We start from the raw sequence: 2,059 nt of genomic DNA, 5'->3' as shown, positions 1-2,059 counted from the left end.
CCCCAGAAGTCTGGATCTCGCATGATGCGTCCTCCAACTATCGAGATACCTTGACGATATATCTAGATAGTTTGGACAACAAGGACCCTTTTGGCGGGGCCTGGGAAGTTAGCGCACGCTAACTGCGGCATCGATCGCGGCCTTCGCCATCGTGTGCAGCAGCGGCCGCATGTCCCGCTCCGGCAGCTCGCCCGCGCTGTGCGGGGTCGAGTTGAGCAGGCCGAAGACGGCGTGGGTGGCGGCGCGCAGCCGGGCGGCCGGGCACGCGGGATGCAGCTCGGCCAGCACGGTCACCCACTCCTCGACGTACAGCCGCTGCAGCCGCCTGATCTGACGTCGCTGCGGCTCCGGCACGTTGCCCAGCTCCCTGTCGTGCACGGAGATCAGCGCCGGCTGCTCGATCGCGAACGTGATCTGCACGTTGAGCAGCGCGTCCAGAGCCTGCCGCGGGTCGGTGGCGGAGGTGGCGACCGCGACGGCCGACTCGCGCAGGCGCGAGCTGATGTCCAGGAGCATCTCGGCCAGCAGCGCGTCCTTGCCGCTGAAATGCCGGTAGAGCGCCGGACCCGAGACGCCCACCGCGCCGCCGATGTCCTCGATCGAGACACCGTGGAAGCCGCGCGCCGCGAACAGCCGGGCGGCCGCCTCCAGAATCTCCGCGCGCCTGTTGCGCCGATTACGGGTAGGGGTGGTGGCAGCGGTGGTCACGTCTCGCATACTAGACGACTACGTTAATGATGACTAACATCCATGCCATGAGAGGGGACTCATGAGCAGCGACTGGCCGGTGCTGAAGTCGGTCGCCGACCCGGGGAGCGAGGCGTACAAACGCAACGCCGAGCTCAACGAGCGGTTCGCCGCCGAACTGCTCGAACGCCTCGCCGCCGCCGCGCTCGGCGGCCCCGAGCGGTCCCGGCAGCGGCACGTGGAGCGGGGCAAGCTGCTGCCACGCGACCGCGTCGACGGCCTGCTCGACCCGGGCTCCCGCTTCCTGGAGCTGTCGCCGCTGGCCGCGAACGGCCTCTACGATGACCAGGCGCCCGCCGCCGGGATCATCACCGGGGTGGGCCGGGTCTCCGGCCGCGAATGCGTGATCGTCGCCAACGACGCGACGGTCAAAGGCGGCACGTACTACCCGATCACCGTCAAGAAACACCTGCGCGCGCAGGAGGTGGCCCTGCACAACCACCTGCCGTGCGTCTATCTCGTGGACTCCGGCGGAGCGTTCCTGCCCAAGCAGGACGAGGTCTTCCCGGACCGCGAGCACTTCGGCCGCATCTTCTACAACCAGGCCACGATGTCCGCCCGCGGCATCCCGCAGATCGCCGCGGTGCTCGGCTCCTGCACCGCCGGCGGCGCGTACGTGCCCGCGATGAGCGACGAGGCCGTGATCGTCCGCGGCCAGGGCACGATCTTCCTGGGCGGCCCGCCGCTGGTGAAGGCGGCCACCGGCGAGGAGGTCACGGCCGAGGAGCTCGGCGGCGGCGACCTGCACTCACGGATCAGCGGCGTCACCGACCACCTGGCCGAGGACGACGCGCATGCCCTCGCCATCGTCCGTGACATCGTCTCCACGCTCGCCCCGCGACCTCCGCGGCCGTGGGAGACGATCGCGCCGGAGCCGCCCCGCCACGACCCGCGCGACCTGTACGGGATCGTGCCCGGCGACACCCGGCAGCCGTACGACGTGCGCGAGGTGATCGCCAGGATCGTCGACGGCTCGCGGTTCCTGGAGTTCAAGGCGGAGTACGGGTCGACGCTCGTGACCGGGTTCGCGCACCTTCACGGCCATCCCGTGGGGATCGTGGCGAACAACGGCATCCTGTTCAGCGAGTCCGCCATGAAGGGCGCGCACTTCATCGAGCTCTGCGACCAGCGCCGGATTCCCCTCGTCTTCCTGCAGAACATCAGCGGATTCATGGTCGGCAAGGCGTACGAGGCGGGCGGCATCGCCAAGCACGGCGCCAAGATGGTCACCGCCGTCTCGTGCGCGCGGGTGCCCAAGTTCACCGTCGTGATCGGCGGGTCGTTCGGGGCGGGGAACTACGCGATGGCGGGG

2 protein-coding genes are annotated in these 2,059 nt (G+C 69.4%); one reads left to right on the top strand and one right to left on the bottom strand.

From position 1 onward, the window contains the following. Positions 1–108: 108 nt before the first annotated feature. Complete coding sequence (locus ETD86_RS54055; protein WP_138674342.1) at positions 109–717, bottom strand: SACE_7040 family transcriptional regulator; 609 nt, start codon at positions 715–717, stop codon at positions 109–111. A gap of 52 nt (positions 718–769) precedes the next feature. Here ETD86_RS54055 and ETD86_RS54050 point away from each other — a divergent pair. Beyond that, a partial coding sequence (locus ETD86_RS54050; RefSeq protein WP_138674341.1) for a carboxyl transferase domain-containing protein occupies positions 770–2,059 on the top strand: 1,290 nt, incomplete at its 3' end.

Origin of the sequence: Nonomuraea turkmeniaca (assembly GCF_005889735.1) — a bacterium.
GTDB lineage: Bacteria > Actinomycetota > Actinomycetes > Streptosporangiales > Streptosporangiaceae > Nonomuraea > Nonomuraea turkmeniaca.
Note: the sequence above shows the minus strand (reverse complement) of the source record. Positions and strands in the feature narration are given on the sequence as shown.

Coding starts and splice junctions, on each gene's coding strand:
- ETD86_RS54055 (WP_138674342.1), bottom strand. CDS start 717: ATGCGAGACGTGACCACCGCTGCCACCACCCCTACCCGTAATCGGCGC.